The sequence below is a fragment of the Lysobacter humi (ex Lee et al. 2017) genome (assembly GCF_054781815.1).
Window position 1 is genome coordinate 28449 of the sequence record NZ_BAAGTR010000010.1, and the last position, 24752, is coordinate 53200.

Genomic DNA, 24752 nt, shown 5'->3' on the forward strand with positions numbered 1-24752 from the left:
AACGTGCAACCCAGTCTGAAGCCTCCTCCCCGGGAGAGCGCCCGATGGCCCTGCACGCGAACCCCAACGATGCCGCCTTTCCCCGCCTGCTCGTCCCGGTCGTCGTGCTGATCGCATCCGTCGCCGCGTGCAGCGTGATGCCGCCCGCCGACGCCGGCACGCCTTCGGCCTGCCAGCCGGGCAATGCCGACCGCTGGGTCGGCCGCGCGGCGAGCGCCGAGATCGTCGAGCAGGCCCGCCAGGCCAGCGGCAGCGAGACGGTGCATCTGCGCATGCCCGGGGATGCGACCGACACCCGCGTGCGCAGCGACCGCCTGAGCCTGGAGCTCGACGAGCGCAGCATCATCGCGCGCGCGACCTGCGGCTGAGCGTTGACGCCGCATTACGCGGCCCGCCGCTAGCGTCGCCCGCTCCCGACCCGGAGCGCCTGCCGCATGATGCCCATCGCCCGACCCGTCCTGATCGCATTCGCCGTGGCCGCGCTGGCCGCCTGCAGCACCACCGCCGCCCCGCCCATGAGCGATCCCAATCCTCCGTCGGACGGCACCGCGTCCTGCAATGCCGCTCCCGCCCAGACGATGGTCGGGCAGGTGGCGACGGCCGCGAACGTCGAACAGGCGCGGACGCTCGCCGGTGCGCGCATCGCGCGCATCATCAAGCCGGGGATGATGGTCACGATGGAGTACATCGAGGGCCGCCTGAACATCGACGTCGACGAGAAGAATGTCATGACGCACATCCGCTGCGGCTGAGCCGCGGCGGCGTCGCGCGGCCGCGGTGCATTCGATCGCAGCGGCGGCGCGACGCATCGACGGAGCGATCGACAGGGGCTGCGTTCGGTCCCCGCACGGTGTCCACGTCGTTGCACTGACAGAGTGGCGCGGTCTTCCGATCGCGTCGGTCGGGCGCTTCGCCTACGGATCGATCAGGGCGCGACCGCGACCGTCCGGGTTGCGCCCGATCGCCGCGCAGGCGCGGTGCGTCCGCGTGCACTCACGCGTGCGGCTGGCGCCTCGCGGGCACGGGTGCGTCGCGATCCCGCCTTCGGCGCGCGATGCGCGGCGCGCAGGAAGGCAAGCGCCGCCCGCTCCCAGTTGCGCACGCCGGCGCAGTCGCGCTGGAGCCGCCCTTCGCGCCAGGCCGCGAAGACCGCGGGATCGATGTAGGCCTTGCGGCAGACCGACGGCGTGTTGCCGAGCAGTGTCGCGACCTCACTGACGACCTGCTTCTCGATCGAGGCGAGCGCACGGTCGCTCGCGTCCCCGGGCAGTTCGATCGCGGCGAAGCGCTCGATCGCGGCGAGCGTGCCGCCCCAGGTGCGGAAGTCCTTGGCGGTGAATGCCTCGCCCATCGCCTCGCGCAGGTAGTCGTTGACCTGCGCCGAGCCCACGGGCTGCACGTTCCCGTCGTCGTCCTGGTATTGGAACAGGGCCTGCCCCGGCAGTTGCTGGCATCGCTGCACGAGCCGGGCGAGGTTCGCGTCGTCGAGCACGATCTCGTGCTCCAGGCCGGACTTGCCGCGGAACGAGAACTTCGCGCGGCCACCGCGCAGGAAGCCCACGTGGCGGTTGCGCAGGGTGGTCAGGCCGAAGGACTTGTTGCTGCGCGCGTAGGCGTCGTTGCCCACGCGGATCAGCGTGCGCGCCATCACCGAGACCACGATCGCGAGCACCTTCTCGCGGGGGAAGCCCGCCGCCTTGAGGTCCCGGGAAAGCCGCCGGCGCAGCTTGGGCAGGGCCTCGCCGAACGCCACGATCCGCTCGAACTTGCCGTCGCCGCGCACGCTCGCCCAGTCGGGGTGGTAGCGGTACTGCTTGCGGCCGCGGGCGTCGCGGCCGGTGGCCTGCAGGTGGCCCTGCGGGTCGGCGCAGATCCACACATCCGTATAGGCCGGCGGGATCGCGAGCGCGCGGATCCGCGCGAGCGTGGCTGCGTCGCGCACGGGGCGGCCGTCGGCACCGGTGTAGGCGAAGCCGTCGCCCCGCTTGCGGCGGCGGATGCCCGGCGCGGTGTCACAGACGTAGACCAGGCCCGCCTGCTTCGCGGCCTGCACGTTGTCGGCCGGGCCGGGTGCGGAATCGACGTCCATGGACGGCCGAGCATCCGCAGCACCGCGTCAACGGCGCGGCAAGCGCGCGGGCCGGTTCAGGCGGTGGTGGGCTGCGGACGCGGTGCGTGGCGCATCGCGATGAGCAGCGCGCTGCCGAGCACGATCGCGGCGAGGAAGAAGGCGGCGCCGGGCTGGTAGACCGGCGCGTTCTTCCCGATGAACCAGCCGAACGTGCCGGCGAACAGTGCGGGCGCGACGATGCCGGCCAGGCTCACCAGGCTCATGATGGCGCCCTGCATGCGGCCCTGCGCCTCGGGGCCGACCTCGCGCGTGATCAGCGCCTGCGTGGCCGGCTGCGCGAGCGCCCACAGCGAGCTGACCGGCATCGCGGCGAGGAACAGCCACGGCGACGTCGCCATCGCATATGCCCCGAAGCCGAACACGCCGCAGCCCAGTCCCAGCAGCAGCGTGCGCCGCTCGCCGAGGCGCTTGACGATCCGGCCCACCAGCACTGCGTTGACGATCACGCTGAGCACGCCGACCAGCGCGAGGACGTAGCCGACCTGCTTCTCGTCCCAGCCGTAGCGCTCGTCGCCGAACAGCACGAACGTGCTCGGGTAGACGTAGTGCGCCATGTTCGCGAGCAGCACCACCGCGGCGAGCCCCCAGATCTGCGGATAGCGCCGGAGCAGGTGCACCGAGCCCATCGGCCGGGCATGCGACCAGTCGAACTTCGGCGTGCGCTTCTCCTTCGGCAGCGACTCCGGCAGCACGAACAGGCCGTAGAGGAAGTTCGCCAGCGCGAGCACCGCCGCCGCCCAGAACGGCAGGCGATGGTCGATGTCGCCGAGCAGGCCGCCCATCAGCGGGCCGACGATGAAGCCCAGGCCGAAGGCGGCGCCGATCATGCCGAAGCTCTTGGCGCGGTCGGCCGGCGCGGTGACGTCGGCGATGTAGGCATTCGCCGTGGTGAAGCTCGCCGAGGTGATCGCCGAAATGATCCGGCCGACCATGAGCCACATCAGCGACGGCGCGAGCGCCATGAAGATGAAGTCGAGCCCGAGGCCCAGGCAGGACAGCAGGATCACCGGGCGACGGCCGAAGCGGTCGCTCAGCGCGCCCTGGATCGGCGAGGTCACGAACTGGATCGCCGCGAAGACGGTACCGAACAGGCCGATCCAGTAGGCGGCGTGCTCGGTGTCACCGCCGACGAAGGATTCGACCAGGTGCGGCAGCACCGGGATGATCAGGCCGAACGCCAGCACGTCGATCAGCACGGTGACGAAGATGAAGGCGAGCGCGGCGCGGCGCGCGGTGCCGTGCGGGGTCGAGGCGTCCACGGGGTTCCGGGGTGATGCGGCGAGCGGGCGAGTCTAGCGCCCGCGGGCGGCGCTGGCCCGTGCCGGCTTCACCGCGCCGCCGCGCGGTCGAGCAGGCGCAGGAAGGCCGGCGCGTACGCCGGCTGCCGCGTGGCGTCCATGTGCCCGGCGCCGGGCACGACGAGCAGTTCCTTCCGTGCGGCCGGCACGGCGGCGGCGTCGTACAGCGCCCGCGCCATCGCCGGGCGCGTGGTGGCGTCGCGCTCGCCGGCCACCAGCAGCAGCGGCTCGTCGAGCACCGGCATCAGCGCGGCATTGCCGCGGCCGGCCAGGCGCCGGTCGGGCTCGACGCGCCGCACGTACCACGGCAAGCCGGTGAAGCCGCCGATCCAGTCCTCGGCCGTCGTGGCGGTGGCCTCGAGCACCAGCGCATCGAGCCGCCGCACCTCGGCGACATGCCCGGCGACGAAGCTGCCGAGCGAGTGGCCGTGGATCACGAGCGGGCGCGCGGCGACGTCCGGCAGGCCGTGCGCGCGGTCGAACAGGGCGACGCCGTCGGCGAGCAGCGCATCGAGCGTGGCGGTGCCCGTGCTCGCGCCGTAGCCGCGGTGGTCGAAGGCGATCACGTCGACGGGCAGGTCGCGATAGGTCTTCAGCACATGCGAGTGGTGCTGCGCGAGCACGAAGCCGTTGCCACCGAAGTACAGCACCGTCGCCCGCGCGCCGGGCCGATGGAAACGCGCGCCGCGCAGCACGCCGTTCGCGGTCTCGACGGCGAGCGGTTCGACCGTCCAGCCGCCTTCGGCGATCGTGCCGGCCTCGACGGGCGCGCCCGGGCGCGGGCGGACGATGTTGTGCTCGGCGATGCGCACGACGCAGCCGGCGAGCAGGCCCGTCGCGAGTACCGCGGTGATGAGGGTGCGCAGGGGCATCGGGCGTCCTTGCCGGGCGGAACGCCGATTATGCCGACCGCGATCGCGGGCTCACGCGCCGTCCGGCGAGGGCAGCGCCGCCGCGGTATCGGCCTGCAGGTCGCGGCGCTCGCGCCAGTTGCGCGGCAGGCGGTTGTGCACGGCGGTCGACGCGATCGCCGCGTGGCCGACCGCGACCGCGATCTGGTTGAGCGCACTGACCACGTCGCCCACCGCGTACAGGCCGTCGACGCTCGTCTGGCAGTGCTGGTCGACCTCGATCTCGCCCTGCGCGTCGAGTCGTGCGCCCACCTGCCCGGCGAGCGCGGAATGCGGCCGGCTGCCGAGCGTCGGATAGAGCGTGTCGAAGCGCAGGTCGGTGCCGTCGGCGAAGCACGCGACCGCGCCGTCGGCTTCGAAGGCGAGCGATGCCGGCGTGGGATACACGGCGATGCCCGCGTCGAACGCCTTGCGTGCGGTCTCCGCGGAGGCGGGGGCATCGTCGCTGGTGATCAGGCTGACGTCCTCGGAGAACGTCCGCAGGAACAGCGCATGGCCGATCGTATCCTCGATGGGGCCGTAGACGGCGACGCGGCAGTCGCTCGCCTCGTAGCCGTCGCAGACCGGGCACAGGCGGACCGCGCCGGCGGCGATGCCCTGCTCGAGCCCCTCGAGCGGCGGCATCACGTCCTCGATGCCGGTGGCAAGGATCACGTGGCGCGCGCGCCAGCGCCGGCCGTCGGCGGCGGTCGCCTCGAAGAGGTCGCCGTCCTTCGCGAGCTGCGCGATGCAGGCCGTCTCGATCCGTGCGCCGTAGCCCTCCGCCTGCTCGCGCTGCTGGGCGAGCAGCGTCGTGCCGTGCACCCCCTGGGGGAAGCCGGGGCAGTTGTGCGACGTGGGGATCCAGCGCGCGCGGCTCTTGCCGGCGTCGACGACGAGGATGCGCCGGTGGTAGCGCACGAGATACGTCGCGCAGGTCAGGCCGCCCGGCCCGGCGCCCACGATCAGGCAGTCGAGGATCCCGGGGTCGCTCATGCGTGCTCCAGAAGTCGCAGGCCGAAGCCGTCGCCCGGCGCGTTCCAGCGCGCGCAGGTGCGCAGGCCGGCACGCGCGACGAGCGTGTCGAAGTCGGCGTCCGTGTACTTGTGCGAGATCTCAACAAAGATCGGCTCGCCCGCCTCGAAGTGCACGGCGTGGCCGGCGACGTGCACGACCTGCGCGCAGCGGCTCACCAGGGCCGTCTCGATGCGCGAGCGCTCGGCTGAGTACACCGCGCGGTGCGCGAAGCGGCGGCGGTCGAAATCCGCGCCGACCTCGCGGTTGATGCGTGCGAGCAGGTTGAGGGTGAACGCCGCGGTGACCCCGGCCGCGTCGTTGTAGGCGGCCTCCATCGTCGCGACGTCCTTGACGAGGTCGATGCCGAGCAGCGCGCAGCCGCCCCCGCCCATCGTCTCGCGCATCGCATCGAGCAGCTCGACCGAAGCGATCGCGTCGAAGTTGCCGAGCGTGGAGCCCGGGAAGAACACCAGCGTGCGCGCGGCGGGCTCGAGCGGGGGCGGCAGTGGCACCGGCCGGGTGAAGTCGGCGCAGACGGGCAGCATCTGCACTTCGGGAAACGCGTAGGCGAGCCGTTGCGTAGCATCGAGCAGCGTCTCGCGCGAGATCTCCACCGGCGTGTAGGCAACGGGCGAAGCCAGTCCACCGAGCAGCACCTGCGTCTTGCGCCCGCTGCCGCTGCCGTATTCGACGACGTGCGCGTCGGCGCCGACGGCGGCGCGGATCGCCGGCATCGCCCGCTGCAGCAGTGCGAGTTCCACGCGCGTGAGGTCGTACTCGGGCTGCCGGGTGATCTCCTCGAACAGCTGCGAGCCACGCGCGTCGTAGAAGTATTTCGACGGCAGCGTCTTCGGCGTGCCCGCGAGGCCGGCGAGCACGTCGCCGCGCAGGTCGTCGGGCGTGGGGCAGAGGTCGAGCAGCGCGGGCTGGAAGGGCAGCGCGCGCAGGCGCGAAGGGGCGTGGATCAGGCTCATGCGATGTCCCGGGCCAGGCGCAGGCCGGCGAATTGCCAGCGCGCCCACGGCGGAAAGAAGTTGCGGTAGCTGGCGCGCAGGTGGCTCGCCGGACTCGCGCAGCTGCCGCCGCGCAGCACCCACTGGCTCACCATGAACTTGCCGTTGTATTCGCCGAGCGTGCCGTCGAGGGGGCGGAAGCCCGGATACGGCGTGAATGCGCTCGACGTCCATTCCCAGACGTCGCCGAACAGCTGGCGCAGGCCCTCGCCGGGCGTCGGGGCCGGCTGCAGCAGGTCGCGCTCGGCGAAGTTGCCCTCGACCGCGACGCCCTGCGCCGCGCGTTCCCACTCGGCCTCGGTGGGGAGGCGCGCGCCGGCCCAGCGTGCGAAGGCATCGGCCTCGTAGTAGGACAGGTGCGCGACCGGCGCCTCCGCGTCCAACTCGCGCACGCCGCCGAGGGTGAATTCGCGCTCGTCGTCGAGCCAGTACAGCGGGCGCTTCCAGCCGTGCTTGCGCAGGCGGTTCCAGCCTTCGCTCAGCCACAGCGTGGGCGTGCGGTAGCCGCCGTCGCGCACGAAGTCGCGGAACTCGCCGCAGGTGACCGGGCGCGTGGCGAGTGCGAAGGCACCGACGAGTGCCCGGTGACGCGGCGATTCGAGGTCGAAGGCGAAGGCGTCGCCGGCATCGGGCCAGCATGGCGCGCCGAGCTCCACGATCGCCTCGTCGAAGCGCTGCCATCGCATCGCGCCTGCGCTCGCGCGCGGCGCGGGCAGATCGTCGCGGTAGGCGGGCAGCAGCGGACTGCACGAGAACGCGTGCTTGATGTCGGTGAGCAGCAGCTCCTGGTGCTGCTGCTCGTGCTGCAGGCCGAGCTCGACGCGCTGCGTCAGGACGGGATCGAGCGCGCCGCGGACGAGTGCCTGCTGCAGCGATGCGTCGACGCGCGCACGGTAGTCGCGCACCTGCGCGAGCGTCGGCCGCGACAGCAGGCCGCGCCGCGGCCGTTCGTGCATCGGCCCGGCGCCCTGGTAGTAGCTGTTGAACAGCACGTGCCAGTCCGGCTCGGGGACGGTATAGCCGGGCAGCTCGCAGAGCACGAACTTCTCGAAGAACCATGTGGTGTGCGCCAGGTGCCACTTGGTGGGACTCGCGTCCGGCATCGACTGCAGCATTGCGTCCTCGGGCCCGATCGGTGCGGCGAGCGCGCAGGTGCGGGCCCGCACCGCGGCAAGGCGCGTGGCGAGGTCGGCGGCGCGGGGACGCATCGGGACGTCCCGCGCGGCGGCAGGCGGGGCATCGAGGATCGACATGCGACAAGCCTCGCCCGCGCGTCGCGATGGCCGGGTGAGGGGTCGGTCACGCGTCGCCGCATCGACGCCGCTACAGTGCCGCCGATGCGCGATCTCACCACCGCCCGCGATGCCTTCGACCTGCCCGACGGCGTGCTCTACCTCGACACCGCGTCGAATGCGCCGCGCCTGCGCGCGGTCGATGCGGCGGGGCGCGCCGCGTGGGCGGCCGGGCGCATGCCGTGGCGGCCCGCGATGGATGCGTGGGAGGCGGACGTCGAGCGCGTGCGCGGACTCGCCTCGCAGCTGTTCCACGCCGATGCACGGGCCGATGCCGACGCGGTCGCGCTGCTGCCCTCGGTCGCACACGGCATGGCGATCGCCGCGGCGGCCTCGCCGCTGCGCGCGGGCGACGTCGTCGCGATGCTGGAGGGCGAGTTCCCCTCGACGCTGCTGCCGTGGCAGCGCCGGTGCGCGGAGGCGGGCGCGCGGCTCGTCGCGCTGCCGCGCGAGGACGCGACCGCCCGCCTGCTCGAGCGCCTCGGCCGCGAGCGCCTCGATGTCCTGGTGCTGTCGGCCGTGCACTGGCGCGACGGCCGCGTGCTCGACCTCGACGCGATCGCCGAGGCGGCGCAACGGCAAGGCGTGGCGCTCGTGCTCGACCTCAGCCAGAGCCTCGGCGTGCTGCCCTGCGATGTCGCACGCTGGCGTCCGGCCTTCGTCGCGAGCGTGGCCTACAAGTGGCTGCTGGCGGGCAAGGGCCTCGTACCGCTGTGGGTGGCGCCCGAATGGCGCGAGCGCGTGGTGCCGTTGGAGCAGCACTGGCAACAGCGCGCGCCGTTAGCGCCATGGCGCTTCGACATGGATGCCGCGCCGCCCTACCGCGCCGGCGCGCGGCGCCTCGACGGCGGCGAGATCGCCGACCCGCTGCGGCTGGCGGTCCTCGAAGCGGGCCTGCGCCAGGTGCTCGAGTGGACGCCCGCGGCGATCGCGACGCGCCTTGCGCCGTTGACCGCGCGGCTCGTGGCACGCCTCGACGGCGCCGGCGTGGGCGCATGGCTGCAGCGACCGGGGTCGCCGCATCTGATCGGCGTCGCACCCCCGCCCGAGCGCCTCACCGCGGTGCGTGAACGGCTTATGCAGGCGCAGGTCATCTGCACGGAACGCGACGGCGTCTTTCGACTCGCGCCGCACCTGCACGTCGACGAGGCCGACATCGACCGCGTCGCCGACGCGTTCGTGGCGGCACGCTAGCCCGACGTAGGCGTCGGTACGCGCGGCGCGGCGGAGGGTCGTGCGGTCGCGTGCCGCGCTCGGCTCGCCCTGCCGGCCTGCGCACCGACGACGCCGCCGCATCAGGTGGAGTGCGTGGCCTCATCTGCCGCAGGCTTCGTGGCCTCGCCGACAGGGAATCGCCCGGGCTTGATCGTGGGCTTCTTCAACAGCAGCAGTCGGTGCTCGATGCGGTCCGGCTCGTCCGCGGGCAGGCCTGCACTGCGCAGCTCCTGGCGCCAGCGGTGGAGATCGGCGCTCAGACGCTGCAGCAGGGCGGCGGCGACGCGCTCCGCATCGCAGCAGCTCGCCTGATCACCTTCGACGAAGCCGGTGGTCGGCCGGTTGCGCAGCCGGAGGTAGGTGGGCCGGCCGGGGACCTGCCCGAGCCAGTGGAAGAATCCGTCGACCTGGCGCTTGATCGTGCGTCGCCACAGGTGCGCATGCAGCTCGGGCTCACGTGCATCGAGCAAGACCGCGGTGAGCGGTGCCATGAAGTCGACGCAATTGCCCGCCGTCCAGTTCGCCAGGATCACGCGCGCGAGGGCGGCATGCCGGCCCTCGGCGATCCACAGGTCACGCACCGCCTCGAAGGCGGCCTGCACGCGCTGCGGGTGGTCGGCCGCGCTGCCCGGCCGCATCCGCCGGGCATGCTCCCGCCAGAAGCGCGAGGCGCCCACGGCCGGCGCGGCTCAGCGCCCGCTGCGGATGAACTGCAGGAACTCGGCGCGGGTGCGCGCGTCCTCGCGGAAGCTGCCGAGCAGCGTCGAGGTGGTCATCGATACGCCGCGCTTGTGCACGCCGCGGGTGGTCATGCATTCGTGGCTCGCCTCGATCACCACGCCCACGCCGCGCGGCTGCAGCACGCGGGCGATCACCTCGGCGATCTGCGCGGTCATCTTCTCCTGCACCTGGAAGCGCCGCGCATAGGCATCCACGACGCGGGCGAGCTTGCTGATGCCCACCACCTTGCCGTCGGGCAGGTAGCCCACGTGCGCGCGGCCGATGATCGGCGCCATGTGGTGCTCGCAGTGGCTCTCGAACTCGATGTCGCGCAGCACGACCATCTCGTCGTAGCCCGCGACTTCCTCGAAGGTGCGCTTGAGGTAACCCTCGGGATCGGTGGCGTAGCCGGCGAACCAGTCGCCGTAGGCATCGACGACGCGGCGCGGCGTGTCGAGCAGACCCTCGCGCGTCGGATCGTCGCCCGCCCAGCGCAGCAGGGTGCGCACCGCCTGCTCGGCCTCGTCGCGGGTGGGCTTGTCGGTATCGGCCATCGGGCGGCTCGCGGCAGCGGCGGGAGCGCATCGTAGCGCAGCGCCCGGTCGTGCCCGATGCGCGGGCGGCGGGACACAGCGGTGCGCGCCCGGCTGCATCCGAAAAGGACAGGGGCCGGTTGCCCGGCCCCTGTGTGCTGCGGGTAGCAGTCGCAGCGGTTGGATCATCGGCGACGGGCGTGTCGCCCGGCGGCGTGGCGATCCGGACCTCGGCAGCCCGGATGTCGCGTCACGGTCGAGTCGCTACCGGTCGGTACGGGCGGCCGGACCTGGCTTCGGGCCCGGCGCAGCGATCACGCGGCGGTGCCGCGCAGCGATCGCTCATCGCCCATCGCGGTCGGCGTCGCCCGGGATGGCGCGCTCGATGTGGTTCCAGCCGTCCTTCACCGCGCCGCGCGCTTCGCCCCAAGCCAGGCGCGAGTTGCCGCGACGGGTGTCCCAGTCGCGCTCGAGCTGCGGCTCGACGGTGTCGAAGCTCTGCCCGCTGTACTGCGAGCGCGTGTCGTACGCATAGCGGTAGGCGGGCTGGTAGTCGTTCCAGTCGCGATCCGACTTGTAGTAGTCGGCGGTCGAGTAGGTCTGCTTGAAGTGGTCTTCGTAGTCGGTCGGGTTGACCGCTTCGGCGATCGAGTCGCCGGCCTTCGAGCCGACGATGCCGCCGGCGACGGCGCCCACCAGGCTGCCGACCGGACCCGCGGCCGAACCGATCGCGGCGCCGGTCACCGCGCCTGCAACCGCACCCGTGCCTGCACCGAGGCTGTGGTCTTTCTTGACGTCGCTCATCGTGGACTCCGTTGTCGTGGGGCCGTGGGCCACATTGCCCAGGGTTCCCGGCCAACGTAGGCAGCGGCCGGTACAACCGGAGTGAAGAAATCGCTGCGACGGTGATACGGCTGCTTAACGAACGCGTTCAGCTAATGCCAAGGCGTCGTGCAAGCCCGGAGACGCGACGCGCGTGCCGCGCGAGCGCGAAATCGAGCGTCGACGCTGGCCCGAGCACGTGCAGTTCGCTGCGCGCACGGGTCAGCCCGGTGTAGACGAGCTCGCGCGAGAGCACGCGCGTCTCCACCGACGGCAACTGCAGCCAGACCGCATCGAATTCGGAGCCCTGTGCCTTGTGCACCGTGGTGGCGAATGCGCTCGCATGCGCGGGCAATGCCGCGGGATGGAAGCCGCGCACGCCGTCGGCGCCCTCGAACCACGCGAGCAGCGTGCCGTCGACATCGCGCAGGCAGACACCGACGTCGCCGTTGAATAGCCCGTGCTTGGCGCTGTTCTCGGTCACCATCAGCAGGCGCCCGTGGAAATACGGCTCGCGCTGCGGGCCGGCGAGTGCGAGCTCGATGCGCGCATTGAGCTGCGTCGCGCCCTGCGGGCCGTCGCGCAGCGCGGTCAGCACGCGGCAGCGGCCGAGCTGCGCGAGGGCCTCGGCCGGCTCGCGTACCGCGCGCAGCGCGCGCCACGGCCGCAGCACGGCCTCGCGAGTAGGCGGCGCAAGCGGATCGAGCGCGTCCTCATGCCAGTGCAGACCGCGCGCGCCCGTGCGCAGCGTCGACAGCGCCGCGGCCGCGTCGCCGCGCCGCACCGCCTCGGCGAGCGGCGCGAGCTCCAGTGCGTCGGTCTGGCGATAGCCGCGATCGAGGTGCACGCGCCGGCCTGCGAGCGGCGCCTGGGGCGATGGCGCCGCGTCGGCGGCATCCGACAGCGCGGCGAGCACGTCGCCGGCCTCGACCGACGGCAACTGGTCGCGATCGCCGAGCAGCAGCAGGCGTGCGCCGGTCGGCAGCGCTTCGACGAGCTTGCACATCAGCGGCAGGTCGACCATCGAGGCCTCGTCGACCACGACGATGTCGAGCGGCAGCGGATGGCGGGCGTCGAACCGCGCGCGCGGCTGGCCCGGTGCAAGGCCGATGAGGCGATGGATCGTCGACGCCCGCTGCGGCAGCGCGTCGCACAGCGCGGCATCGATGCCTTCGCCGCGCAGCGACTCGGCAATGCGGCGCACGCTGCCGGCCATGCGGTCGGCCGCGCGGCCGGTCGGCGCGGCCAGCGCGATGCGGGGCGCCGCCTGGCCGTGCACCCGCGCCTGCGCCGCGAGAAGCACGAGCACACGCGCCACCGTGGTGGTCTTGCCGGTGCCGGGACCGCCGGTGACGAGCAGCAGCGGATGCTCGAGCGCATGCGCAGCGGCGCGCGCCTGCGCATCGGCGGCGTCGCGCTGCGGAAACAGCCGCGCGTGCAGCGCGTCGACCGTGGCGTCGACCGGCATGGCCGGCGCCGTGCACAACCGCGCGAGCGCCGAGGCGAGCCGGCGCTCGTACTCGCGGTAGCGGCGCAGGTAGAGACGGCCGTGCTCGAGCACCAGCGGGCGATCGTCCGCACTGGCCGCGTCCCCGTCCGGCTGCGCCACCCACGGGCACTGCGCGAGCACCGCCCGCCAGGCGTCCGCGCCCGGCCAGTCGACCGCGGGCTCGACGAGCGCGTCCACGCCGTCGGGGTCGAAGGCCGCATGGCCCTGCGCGATCGCGTAGGAGGCGAGCGCCGCGGCGACCAGCACCGGCTCGGCGACCGCGCCATCGAGCCGCTGCAGGCTGTGCGCGAGCGCGAGGTCGATCGGGCGCACCGCGCCGCTGCGCTGCAGGCCGTCGAGCAGGCTCATCGCGGCGCCCCGGCGAACAGCGCGTCGAGCGATTCGACGAGCGCGCGCGGCAGCACCTGCGCGTGGATGCCGGGCGCCGGCGTGCGGCGATAGTCGACGCCGCGGCAGAACACGTAGCGCACGCCGCCGACGTGGCGGTCGTAGTCGTAGGCCTCGCCCAGCCGGAAGCGCAGCCAGCGATGCAGCGCGAGCGTGTAGATCGCCGCCTGCAGCGTGTACTCGCCCTCGTGCATCGCGCGCGCGAGCGAGGCGGGCGCGTAGTCCGGCAGGCGGTTGGTCTTGTAGTCGAGCACGTGGAAGCGCCCGTCGTGCACGTAGACGAGGTCGATCTTGCCGGTCATCAGGCCTTCGAGCGTGCGCCGCGCGCCAAAGCCCTCGCGCTCGCCGAGCAGGCCGTGCGCCTGCACCGTCGCGAGCAGCGCGTCGACCGGCACCTGCTCGAGCGTGAAGTGGAATTCCATTTCCGCACGTCGTTGCGCGGTGGGCAATTCGCACAGGCGCGCGCCTTCGGGCAGGCGCGCGGCGAGCGTGTGGCCGACGAGCGCGGTGAGCAGCGGGACGCCGGCCTCGATCTCGACCTGCGCGTACCCTTCGCCACGGAACGCGTCGACCAGCGCGTCGCGCTGCGTGAGCGGCGCCTCGTCACCCGCCCAGTCGCACCAGGCGGCGAAGTCGACGGTCTCGAACGCGGCGTGCACGACGTCGCCGAAGCGCGTGCCGGAAAAGCGCAGGTCGTCGCCGATGGCGGGCGCGACCGGCTCGCCCGCCGCCGCATCGTCCTCGCGCTCGCCGCGCGGCAGCAGCGTCTCGATCGGGCCGGCGGCCTGTCGTGCGAGCGCGCTGAAGCTGTAGATCGACCAGTCGCGATGAAAGGCCCGCTTCGCGCTGCGTGCCCGCGGCGGCTGGGCCGGCGGCGGCGGGCGCAGCGGAGGGAGCTCGAGCGTGCCCGGGACGCGGTCGTCGACGACGATCTCGCCATCGGCAAGCAGCGCGAGGTCGCCGAGCATGCGCACCAGGGGTGCCTGCCGGTTCGCATACAGCGGCCCGGTGGCGAGCCACAGCGCCTGCTCGGCGCGGGTGAGCGCGACGTAGAGCAGGCGCGCTTCCTCCGCGGCCTCCTCGCGTGCCCACAGTGCCTTGCAGGCCTCGTCCGGCAGCAGGTGCAGCACGCGACGGCCGGCATCGTGCAGCAGGCACCAGCGCGGCGCCCGCTGCGGCGTGCCGATCGCGGCGAAGGGCAGGAACACGAACGGGAACTCGAGGCCCTTGCTCTTGTGCACGGTGAGGATCTGTACGCGACGCGCGTCCGATTCCAGGCGCAGCTGCTGCTCGGGATCGTGCGCGTCGGCGGTGGCGATGCGTGCGCGCAGCCAGTCGACCAGCCCTTGGGGGCCGAGGGCGGCCTGTGCGGCCTCCTGCAAGGCTTCGCCGAGCTGCAGGAAGTCGGCGAGGCGGCGCTCGCCATCGACGAGCTCGAGCAGGCGCGGCGCGGCCTGCGCGCAGAGCTCGTTGACCAGCGCGAGCGGGCCGCTTCGCAGCCAGCGCTCGCGCCAGGCGATCGCGCGCTCGAGCTGGCGACCGCGCGCGGCATCGTCGCGGGCGAGCGCATCGATGCGCGCGGCGTCGAGGCCGACGAGCATCGTCGCGAGCGCGGCATTCAGGCGCAGCGGGTCGGCCGGCGCGAGCAGCGCCTCGAACAGCGCGAGCAGCTCGAGCGCCTGCTCGGTGGCGAACAGCGACGTCCGGCCGGCGGCGACCGCCGCGATGCCGCGCGCGGCGAGCGCGCGTTGGATGCGCAGCGCCTCGTCGTGCTTGCGCACGAGCACCGCGAGGTCCCCCGGCACCACCGCGCGGCCGTCGATGGTGAGCCGGCCCGCGGCGGCGAGCGCAAGCGTCTCGTGGATCGCGTCGACGCAGGCGTCGGTCGTGCGCTCGCGCGAGGTGTCGGCATCGAGATCCTTGCCGTCGGGCGTGGGGGGCAGGCGGCGCACGGTGAGTGCGGGAGCCGGCATGCCGTCACGCAGGCAGGCCGCGTCGACGCGGCGACCGCCTGCCGCCACCGGCTGGAAGCGTATGCGCGGATCGACGAAGGCCTCCGCGCCGAGCGGCGCGTAGAGGCGCTCGACCGCACGCAGCACGCACGGTCGCGAACGGAAGTTGCGCGTGAGGCGCGGCGCCTCGCGTGCGCTTTCGCGGGCGAGCAGGTAGGTGTGCACGTCGCCGCCGCGGAAGCGGTAGATCGCCTGCTTGGGATCGCCGATCAGCGCGAGGAAGCGCGCCGGCGCGGCGTGCACCGCGTCGTCGAGTGCGGGCAGTGGCGCGTCGCCACCGTCGTCCTCGCCGAAGACGCGGCGGAAGATCGCCCATTGGCGGGCATCGGTGTCCTGGAACTCGTCGACGAGCGCAGCGTGGTACTGACCGCGCAGTGCACGCACCAACGCGCGGCCGCGCGGGCCGTCGAGCGCATCGGCGACGCCGTCGATGAGGTCGTCGAAGCCGCGCACTCGGCGCTGGCGCTTGAGCTGCGCGAGGCGCGTGCGTGCGCGCTCACGCAGGCGATGGACGAGTGCGACCGAGCGTGCCTGCCGCCAGTCGGCGTAGCGGGCATGCGCGTCGAGGTAGCCGGCCACCGCATCGAACAGTGGCGAGGCGAGCGTCGACGCATCGCCGCCCTTCTTCACGCAGGCACCGAGCGTGGCGACGGTGAACAGGTCGAGGCGCTCGTCGGGCGGATCGAGCAGGCGCGCGCCGCACCAGTCGTCCATCGCGATGCCGATGCGGTCGAGCGTCTCCGTGCGCACGCGGCCCTTGTTGAGCACGCCCTGCTCGAGCGCGCGGTCGATGCAGGCGCGCGCGTCGGCCGCATGCCGGGGCCACGCCGCGCGCAACTCGTCCGCGGCCCGCTGCAGCGCCTCCAGCGGAGACGGTCCGGGATCGGTCGCCGCCGGCTCGAGCACCGGCGCGCGCAGCAGCAGGCCGAGGTCGCGTGCGAGCTCGTCGGGCCCGGGCCACAGCGCGGTGAGCAGCTCGGCCTCGTCGGCATCGCTGGCGGCGGTGCGCCACAGGTCGGCGGCGACGTTCTCGCGCAGCTCGCGGTCGTCGCCGAGCGCGGCCCCGGCGCCGAAGGCCTCGCCGGCCTCGAGCGCATGCTCGCCGAGCACGCGCGTGCAGAACCCGTGGATCGTATGCACGGCGGCGCAGTCGAGCTCGCGGACGGCCTGCTGCAGGCGCTGGCGCAATGCGGCGGGGTCCTCGACGCGCGACTGGCGCTCGACGAGATGCCGGCACAGCGCGAACTCGTCGTCCGCGTCGTCGCCCGGCAGCACGAGGCCGCCGGCCACGCGCGCGACGAGCTGCAGGCGCCGGCGCAGGCGCTCGCGCAGCTCCTGCGTGGCGGCCTCGGTGAAGGTGACCGCGAGGATCTGCCCGACGCGCAGCCCGCGCTCGACGACCAGGCGCGCGACCAGCGTGGCGAGCGTGTAGGTCTTGCCGGTGCCCGCGCTCGCCTCGATCAGGTGCACGCCGGTGAGCGGCATGTCCAGGAACGGATCGTCGAGCGCGACGACGGCGTCGGGCGGCGGCAGGTCGACGATGCTCACGTGTCGATCTCCGCACGCGCGTGCACCACGGCGTCGAAGATGCGGCGCGCGGTGGCGCGGAATCGCTCGGCCGCGTCGTCGCCGGCGAACGGATCGCGCCCGCGCAGCGTCAGGCGCATCGCCGGCGTGCGCCCCTCCGCCCAGCGCCGCGTGCCGGCCCAGCGCTCGCGCGCCGCCTTCCAGCCCGCATCGTCCTGGTCGTGCCACCAGGCCCAGCCCGCGTAGGCGCCGAACGGCAGCGGCTCGCGCACGCCGGCCTCGCGCAGCGCGAGCAGCGCGGCGAGCGCCGACCGCGCCTGCGCCGCTGCGATCGGTGCCCGCTCGAGCACGTCGACGCGGCCGTCGTGCACCGCGAACTGCAGGAGGGGGCGCGGGTGGCCGGCGGCGTTGGCGGCGAGCCAGTCGAGGCCATGCGCGATCTGCGCCGGGCCGTTGAGCTCGCCGAAGCGCAGCCGCGCGAGGCCCTGCGGATGCACCCCGGCGATGCGCCCGTGCAGCAACGCATCGCCGATCACGAGCTCGACCGGCAGCTCGTCGCCGTCGGCGTCGCCGCGCCAGCCGGCGAACAGCTCCGAATAGGGGCGCACTTCCTCGACCACCGCGTCGAGCCAGCGCAGGCCGAGCGCGCCGGCGGGCAGTAGGCCGCGCGCGCGCAGCAGGCGGTGCAGCTGCTGCGTGCGCCCGGCGACCTGCGCCTCGAAGACCGCCTGGCGCAGGCGCTCGGCCTGGCGCGCGGCGAGCACGAGCGGCTCGACGTCGAGCGCGGGTGCGCCGACGTCCGGCAGGCGCAGCTGCAGGCGCTGGCGCAGGAAGGCCTCGGGCGGGCTGCGCAGGAAGGCATTGAGCTCGCCGAGGCCGACCTCGCGCACCGGCGGCTCCGGTGCCGGCAGCGGCACGCCGGCCCATTGCGGCGCCTCGCGGCGGCGCGCGGGCGCCACGCGCGCGGCCGCCTGCCATTCACCGCGGTAACTGAAGCGGCGCGGCTCCAGCCCCTCGCCGTCGCAGCCGTAGGCCTCGGGCGCGAACGGCTGCAGCGGATGGCGCACCACGAAGCGCGGGCGCACCTGCGCCGGCTGCGCGTGATAGGCCGCGGCGACGTCGAGCAGTTCGGCCACCAGCAGCGAGGGCTCGCGCAACGAGCCGTCGCGCGGGTCCTGGCCGAGCCAGCTCAGGTAGAAGACGTCGCCGGCCGATGCGAACAGCTGCAGGAACAGGAAGCGGTCGTCGTCGCGCGTGGAGCGGTCGCCGCGCCGGCGAGCGGGGCCGTCGACCTCGCGCACGAGCTGGTCGATGCCGCCGGCGGGATCACTGCGCGGGAACTCGCCGTCGCCCAGGCCCAGCACGCAGATCGCGCGGAAGGGCAGCAGGCGCATCGGCACCATGCGCCCGAAGCTCACGCCGCCGGTCATCAGCGGTGCACGCGTATCAGGCTGCGCGAGCAACGCGTCGAAATGCGCGCGCACCACCTCCGGCTCCACCGGCGCATGCACGCCGGCGCGCCGCGCGGCGTCGGCGAACGCCTCGATCAGGTCGCGCAGGCGGTCGAGCGCGCGCTCGTCGCGCACCTCGCGTGGGCGCTCGGGCAACACCGCGGCGAGCAGCGCGAGCAGGCGCTCGCGCCACTGCTCCGGGGTGAGCGCATGGGAGAGCACGCGCTCGTAGCGGCGCAGTACGTTGAGCAGGCCGACGAGCGTGTCGAGCGCGGCGAGGTCGCTGCCTTCCAGGTCCGGCGAGGCGGCGACGTCGCCGACGAGGGCATCGGCGCCGCTCGCATGGCCGAGGACGAGGCGGTCAAGTGCGAACTGCCAGGTGTAGAGGCCGTCGTCGGGGGCGCCGTGGCGGGTGCGGTGCGCGCCGTCGAGCCCCCAGCACGCGCCGGCCGCCTCGAGCCAGTCGCGCAGGCGCTCGAGCGCGCCGGGCTCGAGGCCCGCGTGCTCGGCGATCGCCGGCGTGGCGAGCAGGTCGAGCACCTCGTTGAGGCCGAGTCGCGAGACGGGCAGCGCCAGCAGTCGCGAGAACACCTCCGCGAGCGGCTCGCTGGCGAGCGGGCTGGTGTCGGCGATCGTGTAGGGGATGAAGTCACCGCGCCCGCGCAACCCGCCGAACACCGCCTCGATGTAGGGCACGTACGGATCGATGTCGGGCGAGAGCACGGCGATGTCGCGCGGCTCGAGCGGCGGATCGAAACGCGGATCCTCGAGCAGCGCACGCAGCTGGTCGTGCAGCACCTGCACCTCGCGCAGGCGCGTCGGCGCGGCATGCACCTGCAGGCTCGGGTCGCTGCGGTCGAGGTCCTCGCGCCATGGCGACGAGGGCGGCGGGCGGCGATGCAGGAGGTCGCGCTTGATCCGCTGCAGCAGCGTCTCGGTGGACGCGTCGAAGTCGCGTGCCTCGGGATCGTCGTAGACGGGCAGGTCGAACGAGGGGTGCACGGTCTCGTAGCCGCCGAGCACCGCCATGAAGTCGCGCCCGGCCGCGCCCCAGGCCTGCAGCAGCGGCGCATCCTCGACGTCGGCGAGGTCGCCGAAGGCGGCCGCATCGCCGAGCGCGAGGCGCGCGGGCAGCGTGCGCACGTCGCCCCAGTAGGCCTGCGTCGGCGAGGGCAGGTAGAAGTGCAGCGTGCCCACGCGCGCCTGGCTCGCGATCACGCGCAGCACGTCGGGCGAGACGCCCATTGTGGCGAACACGAACAGCCGCGGCGGCAGACCGCGCGGCGACCCGGGCGACCCGGGCGCCTCGGCGCCGAAGCGTTCGAGGTAGGCCTGGATGCGTCGTGCGCGGTGCGGGCGCCCGGTCGCGACGCGCCGCCACAGCGCGGCCTGCGGATCGCGCGGCGCGCCGCCGCGGTCCCAGTCGAGCAGCCAGTCGCGTCGCCACGCGCCGTAGCGCTCGTACGTGCCGGCGAGCTCGCCGGCGAGCGACCAGGCCTTGAGCGCGTCGAATTCGTCGGTCCCGGCGGCCAGATACGCGCGCAGCGGGCGCAGCGCCGGATCGCGCAGTACGGCCCCGTCGGCGAGCAGGCCGTACAGACGCCAGCGCATCGCCTCGAAGTCGAGGTCGTCGGCGCGGCCCTCGACATTGCTGTCGAGCGCATGCGCGACGAATTCGCCCGGCGTCAGGAAGACGATGTTGGCGGCGATACCGTGCGCCTTCGCGAGCGTGGCCTGCAGCCAGCGGCGCATCGAGGGCTGCGGGATCAGCACCACGTCGGGCGCGAGCAGGTCGTCGCCGTCCACGGGCTTGCGGAGCTCCTCCGCCATCAGGCCGGCGAGGATCTCCAGCGAGTTGGAGTGGTAGAGGCGGAAATCCGCGGCCGCGGGCATCGCGCCATCATGCCGCAGCCGATCGCAGCCGGTGAGATCACGGGATCACAGGTGCGTGCGACGCATGGCGCGAAGTCCTCCTGCGACGCGGTCCTGCGCGTCGTCGCAAGGGCGCTTGCGATTCGCCTTGCGGCCGCGAAGCGATCGTCGCGGTCATGTTCGAAGGTGGATTCAGCGTGGCGACGACGGCGGCAAAGCCCGGGTGCGCTCGCATATGCCTAAGCCGGGCCGACCGTCCCGCGCCTGCGGAAGGCCTGCCCGGGGCGTCTTCTTCCGCATGACACGACACCGCTCCTTCGGTCTTGCAGGCGCATCACGACCGTTGCGCCCGCGGTTCGCCACGGGCACCGATCGCCCGTCGGCCCGACCGACGGCGCACACCGGGCCTTCCGTCACGTGCGCGCGGGCCCATGGCCCTGCGACAATACGGCTCCCGCCCTGTTCAGCGACGCGCCGGCATTCTCCGCGGCCGCCCGCGTCTGCGCGCCGACTCCGCCCATGTCCTCATCCATGCCCATCGTCGCCCTGCGCGGCCTGCGCCTCGCGCGCGGCGGCCGCACGATCCTGCGCGACGTCGACCTCGTGGTCGAACCGGGCGAGGTCGTCGCCGTGCTCGGTCCGTCCGGCAGCGGCAAGTCGACGCTGCTCGCCGCGCTCACCGGCGAACTCGCACCCGCCGCGGGCAGCGTCGAGGTGCTCGGCGCGCCAATGCCGACCGGCGGCCGCGCGCTGCTCGAGCTGCGCCGCCGCATCGGCGTGCTGCTGCAGGGCAATGGCCTGCTCACCGACCTCTCTGTGGCCGAGAACGTGGGCCTGCCGCTGCGCACGCATACCGACCTGCCGCCGGTGCTGATCCGCCGGCTGGTGGAGATGAAGCTGCATGCGGTCGGCCTGCGCGCCGCGGCTGATGCGATGCCGCGCGAGCTCTCCGGCGGCATGGCGCGTCGCGTCGCGCTCGCCCGTGCGCTCGCGCTCGATCCGCCGCTGATGATCTACGACGAGCCGCTGACCGGCCTCGATCCGATCGCCTCGGGCGTGGTGATGTCGCTCGTGCGGCGCCTCAACGACACGCTCGGCCTGACCTCGATCGTGGTGACGCACCACGTGCACGAGACCATGCCCGTCGCCGACCGCGCGGTGGTGATCGCCGACGGCCGGATCATCTTCGCGGGCACCCCGGCCGAGCTCGACGCCTCCACGGACCCGACCGTGCAGCAGTTCCTGCGCGGCGCCCCCGACGGCCCGATTCCTTTCGACGCCGCGCCGCGCGCGGCCGACGCCGGAGCGACCGCCTGATGCCCTTCGTCGCGACCACCCGCACCCTCGGCGCCGCCGGGCTGTTCCTGTTCGCGGTGCTGCGCGCGAGCCGGCCGACCGCGGACTTCGGCCGTGAGCTCGTGCGCGAGATCTACAAGATCGGCGCGCGCTCGCTGCCGATCATCCTGGTCGGCGGCGCGTTCGTGGGGCTCTCGCTCACGCTGCTCGGCTACAAGGCGCTGGTCACCTACGGCGCGGCGAACCAGGTCAGTGCGCTGCTCGGCCTGGGCATGTACCGCGAGCTCGCGCCGGTGCTGACGGGCCTCCTGTTCATCGGCCGCGCGGGCAGCTCGATCGCCGCCGAGCTCGGGCTCATGCGCGCGACCGACCAGATCACCGCGCTCAGCCTGATGGGCATCGACCCGGTGGGCAAGGCGGTGGCGCCGCGCTTCTGGGCGGCGGTGCTGTGCGTGCCGCTGCTGACGGGCTTCTTCTGCAGCGCCGGCATCCTCGCGAGCTACTTCGAGGCGGTGCACGTCATCGGGCTCGAAGCCGGCCCGTTCTGGCAGGTGATGCGCGACGTCGTCGACTTCCAGGACGACTTCCTCGTCGCCCTCTACAAGTCGGCGGTCTTCGGCGCGATCGCGGCGCTCGTCGCCTCGTTCGTCGGCTACTTCGCCGAGCCCACCATCGAAGGCACGTCGATCGCCACCACGCGCGCGGTCGTCAATGCCTCGCTGCTGGTGCTGATGTTCAACTTCGTGCTGTCGGCGCTGTTCTTCGCCTGATGCGCACGTCGCGCCACCGCCGCGAGCCGCATGCGTCGGCGTCCCGCGCCATGGCATGCAGCTGCGCCGCCACTCCGCTCGAATCCGGCGCGCCTTGCGCCACGTCTGTCCACGGGAACCCTTCCGATGCGTAGTCCCCGAATCGAATTCGCCGTCGGCGCCTTCCTCCTGCTCGCGCTTGCCACGCTGCTGGTGCTCGCGATCGCCTCCACCAACGGCCGCTGGGGCCAGGGCGGCGACGGCTATGTCGTGAAGGCACGCTTCTCCAACATCGGCGGCCTCCGCCCGAACGCGCCGGTCAAGATCGGCGGCGTCGCGATCGGCCGGGTGGCCGACATTCAGCTCGACCCGAAGAAACTGGATGCGCTCGTCCAGATCGAGATCGAGGGGAATTACCGCGACCTGCCGTCCGACACGGCCGCCGGCATCTTCACCGCCGGCCTGCTCGGGGAGAGCTTCATCGGCCTGACCCCGGGCGGCGACCCGGAGCCGCTGAAGCCCGGCGACGAGATCTACCTGACGCAGCCGGCGGTGGACCTGCTCCAGCTCGTCGGCAAATACATGTTCAGCGGCGCGGGCAAGTCCGACGAGGACGCGCCCGCCAGCGAAGGCGAAGCCGCCGCACCCACGGAGTGAGACCCATGAAGCGCACCACCCTGACCGTCGTCCTGTCCGCCGCCCTCGCGGCCGTCGTGCCCGCCGTCGCCGCCGTCGCGAAGGCACCGCCCGCCGCGTCGGCGAAGCAGCTCGGCCAGCCCGGCCGCCTGGTCTTCGAGAACAGCACGCGCATCCTCGGCACGCTGGACGCGCGTCGCGCGGAGTTCGCCAGGAACCGCGGCGCGCTGAAGGCCTTCGTGTCCACCGAGTTCAACCAGATGTTCGACCGCAACTACGCGGCGCGCCTGGTGCTCGGCACGCACGGCCGCGGCGCGTCCGAGGCGGATGTCGCGAAGTTCGCCGATGCGCTCAGCGAGAACCTGATGCAGCGCTACGGCTCCTCGCTGCTCGACTTCAACACCAAGCTCTCGGTGCGCGTGAAGTCCGAGACCCCGCTCGCCGGCGGCAAGGCGGTGAAGGTGTCGACCGAGATGCTGCGCGCGGGCGGCGAGCCGATCCCGGTCGACTACCTGATGCGCAACGTGGGCGGCCAGTGGAAGGTCTTCGACGTGATGGTCGAGGGCGTGAGCTTCGTGCAGACCTTCCGCAGCCAGTTCGACGCGCCCCTCAAGCGCGCCTCGATCGCGCAGGTCGCGGCCGACCTCAAGGCCGGCAAGCTCAAGGCCGACGCCCGATGATCGGCCCCGCGCAGGCACGCGCCGACGGCGACGTGCTGCGCATCGAAGGCCGCCTGGACCGGGCGGCCGTGTCGGGCCTGTGGCGGCAACTGCAGCCGCAGCTCGGCGGCGTGCGGGCGATCGACCTGCACGCCGTGGACTCCGTGGACAGCGCGGGCCTCGCGCTGCTCGCCGAGCTCGCCGCCGGCGGGCTGCGCATCGACGGGGCCCCGTCGGGACTCGCCGAGCTGACCGCCGCCTACCGGCTGGACGGATCGCTCGGTTTCAGGACCTGAGCGGGTCGGCGCTCATCACGCCGGCTACACTAGCGCCATGATCCGTTCCGCCGCCCCCGTCGCGGCCGCCCTGCCCGTGCAGGCGCGGCCGGCCCTCGCGCTCGCGCTCCTCCTTGCCGCCGGCACGGCCGGCGCGCAGGCGGCCGTGCCACCTGCGACCGAGCCCGCGTCAACGGCGCAGGCCGCGAGTGCCGCAGCACCTGCGCCCGTGGACGAGCCCGCGGCACCTGCGACCGCAGCGGGTGAGGTCCCGTACGCGCCCGCAGCCGCCGAGGGCACCACGACCGAGGCGGCCCCGGTCGGCACGCCGCCGGACGACACCACGGCCGAGCCCTCCGCCGATGCCCTCCCGTCGTCCATCCCAGGCGAGGCGGCGACCACGCCCGAGACGGCGCAGGCGGAAAGCGCCCTGCCCGCAGCGGACGACGCCGGCGAGGCGACCGCCGCCGAAGACGACTTCCAGGCGCTCTACGGCGAGGCCGCCGCCGGCGCCACGCCGGCCACCGTCTACGACCCGTGGGAGCGCTACAACCGGCAGATGCACCGCTTCAACAATGCGGTCGACCGCCGCGTCGCGACCCCGCTCGCGCGGGCCTACGTGAAAGCGGTGCCGCGCCCCGTACGCACGGGCGTCAGCAACTTCTTCAACAACCTCGGCCAGCCGCTCTCGGCGATCAATGCGCTGCTGCAGGGCAAGCCGAAGCAGGCGGCCCATTCGCTCGGCCGCTTCGTGATGAACAGCACCGTCGGCATCGCCGGCATCTTCGACCCGGCGACCGATGCGAAGCTGCAGAACCGCAGCGAGGACTTCGGCCAGACGCTCGGCGTCTGGGGCTGGAAGCGCTCGCGCTACGTCGAGCTGCCGCTGTTCGGCCCGCGCACCGTGCGTGACGTGGTGGGCATGGCCGGCGACGCGCCGCTCTCGCCGCTGCGCCAACTCGAGGCCGATGCGCTGCGTGTGCCGCTGCAGGGCCTGCAGCTGGTCGACCTGCGCATGCAGCTGATGTCGACCGACGCGCTGCGCGAAGGCGTCGAGGACGACTACGTGCTCGTGCGCGATGCCTGGAGCCAGCGACGCGCCTACCAGATCGACGGCGAGACCGACGACGGCGCGCTGCCCGACTACCTGCGCGAGGACCCGGGCATGGTGCCGGTCGACGCGATGCCGGTCGGCGGCGGCTGAGTCGCCCGGCCGCCGCACGCCCGGCGTGCCGTTCCCTCCGGGCGGGTTCGAGACCGCCGACTTTCCCGCACCGGTCGACCGGTGATGACGCTTCGATAGGGTCCGCTTCGCGCCAGCCAGGGTGCGGACGCGAGCGCCGCTTCTGCACGGCTGCCGAACGTCGCGGGATCCTCGCCGCGGTGCGTCGGGCGACGTGCGCCCGGCTGCTGTCGATCGACCATCGCAACGCGACCCGCGCTGCGG

Annotated in this window: 21 protein-coding genes; 9 read left to right on the forward strand and 12 right to left on the reverse strand. The window is 73.4% G+C overall.

What is annotated here, in order from left to right; genetic code table 11:
- Window positions 1-44 precede the first annotated feature (44 nt).
- Both ACYVJJ_RS10580 and ACYVJJ_RS10585 read left to right on the forward strand, forming a co-directional pair.
- Window positions 45-368 carry an I78 family peptidase inhibitor gene (locus ACYVJJ_RS10580; RefSeq protein WP_460833412.1) on the forward strand — a complete coding sequence of 108 codons (324 nt, stop codon included), beginning with the start codon at window positions 45-47 and terminating at the stop codon, window positions 366-368.
- Window positions 369-434: 66 nt separating this feature from the next.
- The gene (locus ACYVJJ_RS10585; protein WP_460833414.1) at window positions 435-752 is read left to right on the forward strand and encodes an I78 family peptidase inhibitor; all 318 of its coding nucleotides are present in this window, start codon (window positions 435-437) and stop codon (window positions 750-752) included.
- A gap of 173 nt (window positions 753-925) precedes the next feature.
- Here ACYVJJ_RS10585 and ACYVJJ_RS10590 read toward each other — a convergent pair whose 3' ends face one another.
- From ACYVJJ_RS10590 to egtB, 6 genes are all read right to left on the reverse strand, one after another.
- Entirely contained in the window at window positions 926-2089 is a 1164-nt protein-coding gene (locus tag ACYVJJ_RS10590; protein WP_460833416.1) for a DNA topoisomerase IB, read from the reverse strand.
- Between the two features lie 56 nt (window positions 2090-2145).
- Window positions 2146-3390, reverse strand: coding sequence for a TCR/Tet family MFS transporter (locus tag ACYVJJ_RS10595; RefSeq protein ID WP_460833417.1), 1245 nt, complete (start codon window positions 3388-3390; stop codon window positions 2146-2148).
- A gap of 68 nt (window positions 3391-3458) precedes the next feature.
- Window positions 3459-4301: an alpha/beta hydrolase gene (locus tag ACYVJJ_RS10600; protein ID WP_460833419.1), complete on the reverse strand. Its 843-nt coding sequence runs from the start codon at window positions 4299-4301 to the stop codon at window positions 3459-3461.
- Between the two features lie 51 nt (window positions 4302-4352).
- Window positions 4353-5315: an NAD(P)/FAD-dependent oxidoreductase gene (locus ACYVJJ_RS10605; RefSeq protein WP_460833421.1), complete on the reverse strand. Its 963-nt coding sequence runs from the start codon at window positions 5313-5315 to the stop codon at window positions 4353-4355.
- Window positions 5312-6310 carry an L-histidine N(alpha)-methyltransferase gene (egtD, locus tag ACYVJJ_RS10610; protein ID WP_460833422.1) on the reverse strand — a complete coding sequence of 333 codons (999 nt, stop codon included), beginning with the start codon at window positions 6308-6310 and terminating at the stop codon, window positions 5312-5314. Before egtD ends, ACYVJJ_RS10605 begins: the two co-directional genes overlap by 4 nt.
- Window positions 6307-7557, reverse strand: a complete 1251-nt coding sequence (gene egtB / locus ACYVJJ_RS10615; protein WP_460833552.1) for an ergothioneine biosynthesis protein EgtB — start codon at window positions 7555-7557, stop codon at window positions 6307-6309. Before egtB ends, egtD begins: the two co-directional genes overlap by 4 nt.
- 129 nt (window positions 7558-7686) lie before the next feature.
- On the opposite strand from egtB, the gene ACYVJJ_RS10620 reads away from it, so the two are divergent.
- Complete coding sequence (locus tag ACYVJJ_RS10620) at window positions 7687-8835, forward strand: aminotransferase class V-fold PLP-dependent enzyme (RefSeq protein ID WP_460833423.1); 1149 nt, start codon at window positions 7687-7689, stop codon at window positions 8833-8835.
- Window positions 8836-8936: 101 nt separating this feature from the next.
- On the opposite strand, the gene ACYVJJ_RS10625 is transcribed toward ACYVJJ_RS10620, so the two are convergent.
- From ACYVJJ_RS10625 to recC, 6 genes are all read right to left on the reverse strand, one after another.
- Window positions 8937-9494, reverse strand: coding sequence for a hypothetical protein (locus ACYVJJ_RS10625; RefSeq protein ID WP_460833425.1), 558 nt, complete (start codon window positions 9492-9494; stop codon window positions 8937-8939).
- 51 nt (window positions 9495-9545) lie between these two features.
- On the reverse strand, window positions 9546-10130 hold the full coding sequence (gene folE / locus ACYVJJ_RS10630; protein WP_460833426.1) for a GTP cyclohydrolase I FolE: 585 nt from the start codon (window positions 10128-10130) through the stop codon (window positions 9546-9548).
- Window positions 10131-10451: 321 nt separating this feature from the next.
- Entirely contained in the window at window positions 10452-10913 is a 462-nt protein-coding gene (locus ACYVJJ_RS10635) for a glycine zipper domain-containing protein (RefSeq protein WP_460833428.1), read from the reverse strand.
- Between the two features lie 127 nt (window positions 10914-11040).
- Window positions 11041-12789 (reverse strand): exodeoxyribonuclease V subunit alpha, encoded by a 1749-nt coding sequence (gene recD, locus ACYVJJ_RS10640; protein WP_460833430.1) that lies wholly within the window; start codon window positions 12787-12789, stop codon window positions 11041-11043.
- On the reverse strand, window positions 12786-16388 hold the full coding sequence (locus ACYVJJ_RS10645) for a UvrD-helicase domain-containing protein (RefSeq protein ID WP_460833432.1): 3603 nt from the start codon (window positions 16386-16388) through the stop codon (window positions 12786-12788). Before ACYVJJ_RS10645 ends, recD begins: the two co-directional genes overlap by 4 nt.
- Window positions 16385-19711, reverse strand: a complete 3327-nt coding sequence (gene recC, locus ACYVJJ_RS10650; protein WP_460833434.1) for an exodeoxyribonuclease V subunit gamma — start codon at window positions 19709-19711, stop codon at window positions 16385-16387. Before recC ends, ACYVJJ_RS10645 begins: the two co-directional genes overlap by 4 nt.
- 498 nt (window positions 19712-20209) lie before the next feature.
- Between recC and ACYVJJ_RS10655 the strand changes: the two genes are divergently transcribed.
- From ACYVJJ_RS10655 to ACYVJJ_RS10680, 6 genes are all read left to right on the forward strand, one after another.
- Entirely contained in the window at window positions 20210-21007 is a 798-nt protein-coding gene (locus tag ACYVJJ_RS10655) for an ABC transporter ATP-binding protein (RefSeq protein WP_460833436.1), read from the forward strand.
- Window positions 21007-21756, forward strand: a complete 750-nt coding sequence (locus tag ACYVJJ_RS10660; protein ID WP_460833438.1) for an MlaE family lipid ABC transporter permease subunit — start codon at window positions 21007-21009, stop codon at window positions 21754-21756. Before ACYVJJ_RS10655 ends, ACYVJJ_RS10660 begins: the two co-directional genes overlap by 1 nt.
- 126 nt (window positions 21757-21882) lie before the next feature.
- Window positions 21883-22392, forward strand: coding sequence for an outer membrane lipid asymmetry maintenance protein MlaD (gene mlaD, locus ACYVJJ_RS10665; RefSeq protein ID WP_460833440.1), 510 nt, complete (start codon window positions 21883-21885; stop codon window positions 22390-22392).
- A 5-nt stretch (window positions 22393-22397) separates the two neighbouring features.
- Window positions 22398-23051, forward strand: a complete 654-nt coding sequence (locus ACYVJJ_RS10670; RefSeq protein ID WP_460833442.1) for an MlaC/ttg2D family ABC transporter substrate-binding protein — start codon at window positions 22398-22400, stop codon at window positions 23049-23051.
- On the forward strand, window positions 23048-23326 hold the full coding sequence (locus ACYVJJ_RS10675) for an STAS domain-containing protein (protein ID WP_460833444.1): 279 nt from the start codon (window positions 23048-23050) through the stop codon (window positions 23324-23326). The genes ACYVJJ_RS10670 and ACYVJJ_RS10675 overlap by 4 nt, the downstream gene beginning before the upstream one ends.
- 37 nt (window positions 23327-23363) lie before the next feature.
- Window positions 23364-24509 (forward strand): MlaA family lipoprotein, encoded by a 1146-nt coding sequence (locus ACYVJJ_RS10680; RefSeq protein ID WP_460833446.1) that lies wholly within the window; start codon window positions 23364-23366, stop codon window positions 24507-24509.
- Window positions 24510-24752: the final 243 nt, after the last annotated feature.

Excerpts from the sequence above, each read along its gene's own strand:
- ACYVJJ_RS10580 (WP_460833412.1), top strand. The coding sequence starts at position 45 with ATGGCCCTGCACGCGAACCCCAACGATGCCGCCTTTCCCCGCCTGCTC.
- ACYVJJ_RS10585 (WP_460833414.1), top strand. The coding sequence starts at position 435 with ATGATGCCCATCGCCCGACCCGTCCTGATCGCATTCGCCGTGGCCGCG.
- ACYVJJ_RS10590 (WP_460833416.1), bottom strand. The coding sequence starts at position 2,089 with ATGGACGTCGATTCCGCACCCGGCCCGGCCGACAACGTGCAGGCCGCG.
- ACYVJJ_RS10600 (WP_460833419.1), bottom strand. The coding sequence starts at position 4,301 with ATGCCCCTGCGCACCCTCATCACCGCGGTACTCGCGACGGGCCTGCTC.
- ACYVJJ_RS10605 (WP_460833421.1), bottom strand. The coding sequence starts at position 5,315 with ATGAGCGACCCCGGGATCCTCGACTGCCTGATCGTGGGCGCCGGGCCG.
- egtD (WP_460833422.1), bottom strand. The coding sequence starts at position 6,310 with ATGAGCCTGATCCACGCCCCTTCGCGCCTGCGCGCGCTGCCCTTCCAG.
- egtB (WP_460833552.1), bottom strand. The coding sequence starts at position 7,557 with ATGCGTCCCCGCGCCGCCGACCTCGCCACGCGCCTTGCCGCGGTGCGG.
- ACYVJJ_RS10620 (WP_460833423.1), top strand. The coding sequence starts at position 7,687 with ATGCGCGATCTCACCACCGCCCGCGATGCCTTCGACCTGCCCGACGGC.
- ACYVJJ_RS10625 (WP_460833425.1), bottom strand. The coding sequence starts at position 9,494 with ATGCGGCCGGGCAGCGCGGCCGACCACCCGCAGCGCGTGCAGGCCGCC.
- folE (WP_460833426.1), bottom strand. The coding sequence starts at position 10,130 with ATGGCCGATACCGACAAGCCCACCCGCGACGAGGCCGAGCAGGCGGTG.
- ACYVJJ_RS10635 (WP_460833428.1), bottom strand. The coding sequence starts at position 10,913 with ATGAGCGACGTCAAGAAAGACCACAGCCTCGGTGCAGGCACGGGTGCG.
- recD (WP_460833430.1), bottom strand. The coding sequence starts at position 12,789 with ATGAGCCTGCTCGACGGCCTGCAGCGCAGCGGCGCGGTGCGCCCGATC.
- recC (WP_460833434.1), bottom strand. The coding sequence starts at position 19,711 with ATGCCCGCGGCCGCGGATTTCCGCCTCTACCACTCCAACTCGCTGGAG.
- ACYVJJ_RS10655 (WP_460833436.1), top strand. The coding sequence starts at position 20,210 with ATGTCCTCATCCATGCCCATCGTCGCCCTGCGCGGCCTGCGCCTCGCG.
- ACYVJJ_RS10660 (WP_460833438.1), top strand. The coding sequence starts at position 21,007 with ATGCCCTTCGTCGCGACCACCCGCACCCTCGGCGCCGCCGGGCTGTTC.
- mlaD (WP_460833440.1), top strand. The coding sequence starts at position 21,883 with ATGCGTAGTCCCCGAATCGAATTCGCCGTCGGCGCCTTCCTCCTGCTC.
- ACYVJJ_RS10670 (WP_460833442.1), top strand. The coding sequence starts at position 22,398 with ATGAAGCGCACCACCCTGACCGTCGTCCTGTCCGCCGCCCTCGCGGCC.
- ACYVJJ_RS10675 (WP_460833444.1), top strand. The coding sequence starts at position 23,048 with ATGATCGGCCCCGCGCAGGCACGCGCCGACGGCGACGTGCTGCGCATC.
- ACYVJJ_RS10680 (WP_460833446.1), top strand. The coding sequence starts at position 23,364 with ATGATCCGTTCCGCCGCCCCCGTCGCGGCCGCCCTGCCCGTGCAGGCG.